General features: G+C 75.9%; 7 protein-coding genes. 3 read left to right on the top strand and 4 right to left on the bottom strand.

The window, feature by feature from the left end; all coding sequences use genetic code 11:
• Positions 1-161: 161 nt before the first annotated feature.
• Positions 162-1574 carry a class II fumarate hydratase gene (locus ACFV0G_RS31885; RefSeq protein WP_380555537.1) on the bottom strand — a complete coding sequence of 471 codons (1413 nt, stop codon included), beginning with the start codon at positions 1572-1574 and terminating at the stop codon, positions 162-164.
• Between the two features lie 124 nt (positions 1575-1698).
• Positions 1699-2559 (bottom strand): carbon-nitrogen hydrolase family protein, encoded by an 861-nt coding sequence (locus ACFV0G_RS31890; protein ID WP_380555539.1) that lies wholly within the window; start codon positions 2557-2559, stop codon positions 1699-1701.
• A 95-nt stretch (positions 2560-2654) separates the two neighbouring features.
• Here ACFV0G_RS31890 and ACFV0G_RS31895 point away from each other — a divergent pair, with 95 nt between their 5' ends.
• Positions 2655-2978 (top strand): hypothetical protein, encoded by a 324-nt coding sequence (locus ACFV0G_RS31895; RefSeq protein ID WP_380555541.1) that lies wholly within the window; start codon positions 2655-2657, stop codon positions 2976-2978.
• Positions 2979-2999: 21 nt separating this feature from the next.
• Here ACFV0G_RS31895 and ACFV0G_RS31900 read toward each other — a convergent pair whose 3' ends face one another.
• Positions 3000-3995, bottom strand: a complete 996-nt coding sequence (locus tag ACFV0G_RS31900) for a chitinase (protein WP_380555543.1) — start codon at positions 3993-3995, stop codon at positions 3000-3002.
• Between the two features lie 212 nt (positions 3996-4207).
• On the opposite strand from ACFV0G_RS31900, the gene ACFV0G_RS31905 reads away from it, so the two are divergent.
• Together ACFV0G_RS31905 and ACFV0G_RS31910 are read left to right on the top strand one after the other, a co-directional pair.
• Positions 4208-4576, top strand: a complete 369-nt coding sequence (locus ACFV0G_RS31905) for an ADP-ribosylation/crystallin J1 (RefSeq protein ID WP_380555545.1) — start codon at positions 4208-4210, stop codon at positions 4574-4576.
• A gap of 48 nt (positions 4577-4624) precedes the next feature.
• Complete coding sequence (locus ACFV0G_RS31910) at positions 4625-5896, top strand: multidrug effflux MFS transporter (protein ID WP_380555547.1); 1272 nt, start codon at positions 4625-4627, stop codon at positions 5894-5896.
• A 12-nt stretch (positions 5897-5908) separates the two neighbouring features.
• Here ACFV0G_RS31910 and ACFV0G_RS31915 read toward each other — a convergent pair whose 3' ends face one another.
• Positions 5909-6850 (bottom strand): hypothetical protein, encoded by a 942-nt coding sequence (locus tag ACFV0G_RS31915; RefSeq protein ID WP_380555549.1) that lies wholly within the window; start codon positions 6848-6850, stop codon positions 5909-5911.
• Between the last annotated feature and the right edge of the window lie 70 nt (positions 6851-6920).

Here is a 6920-nt window from a genome sequence, read left to right on the forward strand (position 1 = left end):
GTACCCGCCGCCGCCCGGGGTCTCCACCACCAGGACGTCCCCGGGCTCCACGTCGACGGAGTCGCAGCCGGCCCGGGCGCGGCCGCCGTCCGGGCCCTCGATCCCGGTGTCGCCCCGCGCCCCGGGCCCCCCCCCCCCCCGTCCGGCGTCGGGTGCAGCGGTCAGGGCCGGGTCATCCGCAGCACGTCCAGCGCCTCGTCCAGCTGCCGCTCGGTCAGCAGCCCGCGGTCCACGTAGCCGCGCTCCAGCACCACCTGGCGGATCGTCTTGCGCTCGGCCAGCGACTGCTTGGCCACCGCGGCGGCCTCCTCGTAGCCGATGTACCGGTTCAGCGGGGTGACCACCGACGGCGAGGACTCCGCGTACTCGCGGGCCCGCTCGACGTTGGCGGTGATGCCGTCGACCGTCCGGTCGGCCAGCAGCCGGGCGCTGTTGGCGAGCAGCCGCACCGACTCCAGCACGTTGCGCGCGATCACCGGGAGCATCACGTTCAGCTCGAAGCTGCCGCTCGCCCCGGCCACCGTCACGGTGGTGTCGTTGCCGATCACCTGGGCGGCCACCATCAGCACCACCTCCGGCAGCACCGGGTTGACCTTCCCCGGCATGATCGACGAACCGGGCTGCAGGTCCGGCAGATTGATCTCGCCGAGGCCCGTCCGCGGGCCCGAGCCCATCCACCGCAGGTCGTTGGCGATCTTCGTGAAGCCGACCGCCACCGTCCGCAGCTGGCCGCTGAGTTCGACCAGGGAGTCGCGGGCGCCCTGGGCCTCGAAGTGGTCGCGGGCCTCGGTCAGCGGCAGCCCGGTGGTCTTCGCGACCTCGGCGATCACCGCCGCGGAGAACCCCGGCGGGGTGTTGATCCCGGTGCCCACCGCCGTCCCGCCGAGCGGGAGTTCGGCCACCCGGGGGAGGGTCGCGCGCAGCCGCTCGACGCCGTACCGCACCTGCGCGGCGTACCCGCCGAACTCCTGCCCGAGGGTGACCGGGGTGGCGTCCATCAGGTGCGTGCGGCCGGACTTCACCACCTCGGCGAACTCCGCCGACTTGCGCTCCAGCGCGGCGGCCAGGTGCTCCAGCGCCGGGATCAGCTCGCCGGTCACCGCCGCGGTGGCCGCGATGTGGATCGACGAGGGGAAGACGTCGTTGGAGGACTGGCTCGCGTTCACGTCGTCGTTGGGGTGGACCGGGCGGCCCAGCCGCTCGGTCGCGAGCGTGGCGATCACCTCGTTGGCGTTCATGTTGGACGAGGTGCCGGAGCCGGTCTGGAACACGTCCACCGGGAACTGGTCGTCCCACCGCCCGCTCGCCACCTCCTCGGCGGCCGTCCGGATCGCCTCCGCGGTCTCCGCGTCCAGCACGCCCAGCCGCGCGTTCACCACCGCGGCGGCCGCCTTGACCACGGCCAGCGCGGCGATGTGCGCCCGCTCCAGCCGCTGGCCGGAGACCGGGAAGTTCTCCACCGCGCGCTGCGTCTGCGCCCGCCACAGCGCGTCGGCGGGCACCCACACCTCACCCATCGAGTCGTGCTCGACGCGGTACCCCTCGTGCGTCCCGCCGTTCTGCTCGTCACCCATCGTGCGACACCTCCTGCACAGCACAGCCGTGCGGCGGCCCGCGGTATTTCCGGCCGCGCCGGACCGGGGACGACCGCGCCACCGGGTGCCGCCGGCCGGCGCACCCGGTGCCGCCCGGGCGGGGTCAGCCCAGCCGGGCCGTGGTGCGCGGTGCCGCGGGCGCGGTGAGCCCGGGCTGCACCAGAACCGGGTCCTCGGCCCTGGCCGCGGCCAGGGCCTGCGGGTCCAGCCGTACGGTGAGCAGCTCGGCGGCGTCCTCGGCGGCCTCCGCCAGCAGCCGCCCGTCCGGCCCCCAGACGGCGCTGCGCCCGCAGCCGGTGTACGGCCCGGAGACGCCGATGTGGTTCGCCAGCAGCACGTACAGGGTGTTGTCCAGGGCGCGGGCGGGGAAGACCGTGCGGCGCTGGTGGGCGCCCGGCCCGGTGCCGAAGAGCGCGCCGACCAGGTAGGCGTGCGCGCCGTCGAGGGCGGCGGCCCGGGCGTGCTCGGGGAAGCCCGAGTCCCAGCAGACGCCGAGGCCGAGCCGCCAGCCGTCGAGGTCGAGGGTGCAGCCGGCGTCGCCGGGGGAGAAGCCCGCCGCGCGCTCGTTCGGCGTGGCGAACTGCTTGCGGTAGGCGGCGGTCCGCCGGCCCGCGGTGTCCAGCGCCAGGGCCGCGATGTGCAGGGCGCCGGCCGCCCGGTCGCGGACCGGTGCGCCGAGGACCACGGCCGTGCCGGTGTCGGCGCAGGCCCCGGCGAGGACGTCCAGGCGCGGGTCGTCGTCGGCCACGGTGAGCCGCGCGGGGTCGGCGGCGACGGCGGCCGGCTCGTAGCCGGTCAGGAAGAGCTCGGAGAGCAGCAGCACCCGGGCGCCCCCCTCGGCGGCCCGCCGGACCAGGCCGGCGGCAGTGGCCGCGTTGGCGGCGATGTCCAGCGGGGCGAGCGGGGTCTGGGCGACGGCGGCGGTCAGCGGGGACGCGGGAAGCGCGTGTACAGGGATGCTCACGGGCCTCAATCCTTACATGTCGGCCCGCGCGGCTCAAGGCCCCCGGCGGGCCCGGCCGCCTGGCCGGGCGGCCCCGGGGGGTGCACCATGACCCCATGACCGAGGACCCGGACCCGGCGGCCCGCTATGCCGAGATCGCCGCGGAGCTCGCGCCGCGCGGCGTCAGCCGCGCCAGCATGTTCGGCATGCCCTGCCTGAAGGACGCCGACGGCAAGGCCTTCGCGGGCCTGCACCAGGAGGGCCTGGTCTGCCGGCTCGGCCGTGACACCCCCGCCCTCGCCGAGGCGCTGCGGCTGCCCGGCGCCCACCTCTTCGACCCGATGGGCGGCCGGCCGATGCAGGACTGGGCGTGCATCCCGCCCGGCGCGGCCGCGCACTGGGACAACTTCGCGGAGGCGGCGCTGATCGCCCGGCGCTGACCGGCGCCGTCCGCCGCTTGCTCAGCCGTGGTAGCCGGCGACGATCTTCGTGAAGGCGTACGGCGACTGGGAGATCCCGCTGCAGGAGTCCCCGGCCGAGGTGCCGGACGGGCAGGAGCGGTCGCGGTTGACCGCCCAGAAGGTGAACCGCGCCAGGTGGTGCGCCTTGGCGTAGTTCGCGATCGTGGTGAAGTCCCCGGTGGAGACGGTCTCGTCGCTCTCGTCGGTCTTCCCGTTCATCGACGAGATCCCGATGTGCCGGTACGCGGTGGCGCTGTCGTACCCGTAGGCGCTCGCCACCGCCTTCTGCAGGCCGTCGGCCGCCTTGGTGGTGACGCTGCCCATCGAGCCGCTGTGGCTGCCGAAGTCGAAGGGCATGATCGTCCAGCCGTCCAGGGCGAGCCCGGCCGCCGCGCCCTTCTTGATCAGGTCGAGCCCGTCGGCGTCCGGACCGCTCGTGGTGGTGCCGAAGGTGACGTACTCGCGGATGCCCGGGTTGTTGGCCCTGACCGTCCTGAGCGCGGAGACCACCCGCTGCCGCGCGGCCGCACTGGCGACCTCGGAGGCCTCGATGTCGATGTCGATGGCCTTCAAGTGGTAGGCGTCGACCACCTTCTGGTACGCCGCGGCGAGTGCGCTCGCGGAGGTGCACTTCTCGCCGAGCTTGTTGCCGCTCCAGCCGCCGATGGAGACCACCACGTCGCCGCCGGCGGACCGGATGGCGTTGATCGCGCTCTGGTCGCTCCCGCCGGTCAGTGCCCGGCTGCCGTCCCACTTCGGGTTGCAGCCGCCGTCGCTGAGCACGAAGGCCAGCGTGAACTGCTTGACGCCGGTCGCCGCCATGACGTCCGCCGGCTTCTGCGGGCTGCCCCAACCCAGGTACTCGTAGGGTGCGTTGAGGCCCACCGGGTCGGCGGTGGCGGCCTGCCCGGCCGGGGCGAGGGCGAGCGCGCCGGCGGTCAGCGCGGCGGCGGCCGCGAGGGCGGTGAGCGGACGGGCGAGGGCGCGTGCGGGCATGGGTCACCGTTCCCGGGGAGGAGGGGTTCGAGGCTCAATCGTCAGGAAAGTTTCCTAACGTGATGCACCAATGAAGCAGCCCGGCCTGTCCGCGTCAAGACTGCGGTCGTACATCGGAGTTGACGGACCGCTCGGCACCCGGCGGCAGCCGGGCGCCGCCCGCCTGGAAATGCCTGGCCGGGGCGGGCGGCGGGCCCCTACGGTGGGCCGCCATGGAGACCACCACGCTCTGGCGCCCCACCGGCCCCACCGAACTGGCGCTCGTCGAGGCGTCCGGTTGGCGGGCCTGGCCGCCGCGGCTGCCCGAGCAGCCGATCTTCTACCCGGTGCTGAACGAGGACTACGCCGTCCGGATCGCCCGGGACTGGAACGTGCCCGCCTCCGGCGCCGGATTCGTCACCCGCTTCGAGGTGGAGACGGCCTTCCTGGCGCGCTACCCCGTCCGGCAGGCCGGCGGCGAGACCATCCTGGAGCTCTGGGTGCCGGCCGAGGAGCTGACGGAGTTCAACCGCCACATCGTCGGCCGGATCGAGGTGGTCCGGGAGTTCCGTGCCGAGGCCGCCCCGGGAACCGTGGGTTAGGGTGCGAACGCCGGCCTGCTGCCGGGTGCGACCACGGTGAGGAGTGCGATGGCAGGCCCGAGCATCGACGCGGGGGGCGAGCGCTCCACTGCGGCCCGGACCGGCTCCGCGGCCGCGCCGGCGGCGCCGGGGCGGGGCGCCGTCCTGGTGCTCGGCGCGCTGGTGGCGCTCGGGCCGCTCACCACGGACCTCTACCTGCCGGCGCTGCCGGCCCTCACCACCGATCTGCACTCCACCGCGCCGGCCGTCCAACTCACCCTGACGGCCTCACTGCTGGGCATGGCCCTCGGACAGGTGCTGTTCGGGCCGGCGAGCGACCGGCACGGCCGGCGCCGGCCGCTGCTGGCCGGCATGGGGCTGTACGCGGTGGCCACCCTGGTGTGCGCACTGACACCGAGCGTGCCCGTCCTGGTTGCGGCCCGCTTCGCCCAGGGGGCGGCCGGTGCCGCCGGGCTGGTGATCGCCCGCGCGGTGGCCCGGGACCGCTACGAGGGCGTGGCGATGATCCGCTTCATGGCCTCGCTTGCCCTGGTCTCCGGGCTGGCCCCGATCCTGGGGCCGGTGCTCGGCGCCCAGTTGCTGCACGTCACCTCGTGGCGCGGCGGGTTCGTCCTGCTGGCCGCCGTGGGCGTGCTGCTGACGGTCGCCGCGGCGCTGGGCGTGGGCGAGTCGCTGCCGCCCGAACGGCGGCACGCGGGCGGACTGTCGACCACCGTCCGGGCGGTCGGCGGCCTGCTGCGGGACCGCCGGTTCGTGGGCTTCACGGCGACCACGACCTTCTCGTTCGGCGCGCTCTTCGGCTACGTCAGCGGCTCCTCCACCGTGCTCCAGGAGGTCTACCACGTCTCGCCGCAGACCTACAGCCTGCTCTTCGCGGTCAACTCCGCGGCCCTGATGGCCTCCACCCAGCTGAACGGACGGGTGCTGGCCGGACGGCTGACGCCCGCGGCGCTGATCCTCACCGGGCAGGCCGGCGCGGTGCTGGCCGGTGCGGTGCTGACCCTCGCCGGGCTGTCGGGTGCCGGGCCGGCCGTGGCCGCCCCGGCGATGTGCCTGCTGATGGCGGCGATGGGCGTGGTCGGCCCCAACGCCTCGGCCCGGGCGCTCACCCTGGCCCCGCACGCGGCCGGCTCCGCCTCCGCCCTGCTCGGGGTCGCCACCTTCGTCTGCGGCGCCGTGGTGGCCCCGCTGAGCAGCGCGGGCGGCCACCCGTCGGCGACGGCGCTGGGCCTGGTGGTACTGGTCTGCGCGCTGCTGTCGGCACTCGCCTTCCTCACCCTGTGCCGGCCCCGGCGGGAGCCGGTCCCGGCCGCCGCCTGACCGGGTGCGCGCTCAGCGGCGGCCGCGGGCCAGCAACTGCGCGCGGGCGTACCCGGCGAAGGCGGTCTGCGCGGCGCTCGCCGCGGCATCGGCGGTGTTGCCGCCGGGCTGCACCGTCCCGGCGACCGTGTAGTAGTCGTACCGGCCCACCGAGCCGTGGGTGTTGGCGCACCCGGCGGAGACGCAGTACGAGGTGTGGCCGGACGGGACCAGTCCCTGCACCTGGCCGTGGTGGCCGGCCGCGGCCGCGTCGGCCTGGCCGCGCGAGTCGGTCACCGCGATGCCGACGGTCACCGCGCTGCTGCCGAAGGTGTAGGTGGCGCGCAGCATCGCGCGGCAGCCCTGGGCGGCCAGCACATCGCCCAGGCCGCCGGTGGTGGCCTTCCAGCAGGGGCTGGTGGTGGCGGTGGCGAGCCTGGTCCAGCTGTGGCCGCCGACCGTCAGGTGGTCGGCGAACAGCGCCGCCGGGTCGAGCGGCGCGGTGTCGGTGGCGGCGGCGGCGGAGATCACCGCCAGCGGGTCGGCGGGCGCGCCGGCGGAGGTACCGGCGGAGGCCTTCCCGGAGGCCCGCCCGTTCGGCGCCGAGGAGGGCGCGGCCGAGCCGGACGGCGCGGACGGCGATCCGGCGGACGGCGAGCCCGGTGCTGCGGAGACGTCGACCGGCTCGGCGTCCCCGCCGTCCGCCGCGGCCCCGGTCGCGCTCGCGGCCGGGCCGCCCTTCGCGCTGTTTCCGGACGGGGTGCCGGGCGCCGAGGTGTGCGTGACCGCGAGGGCGGTGACGCCGCCGACCACCAGGACGGCCGCGACCGCCCCGCCGATCACCCGCAGCTGCCGGCGCCGCCGCCTCTCGCGCTCGTGCCGGTCGGCCAGCGCGGCCCAGTCCGGGTCGGACGTGCTCCCGTTCGGCCCGCCGGCCTGCGGCCCGCCCCACCCGTTCGCCGGGGCCCCCCCCACGCGCGTTGGCCGCGCTGCAAGAAAACCCGTGGGGGGGGCCCGCCGGGCCCGCCGGGGGGGGGCGGGCCCG

Source organism: Kitasatospora sp. NPDC059571 (assembly GCF_042735675.1).
In the GTDB taxonomy this organism is placed as follows: domain Bacteria; phylum Actinomycetota; class Actinomycetes; order Streptomycetales; family Streptomycetaceae; genus Kitasatospora.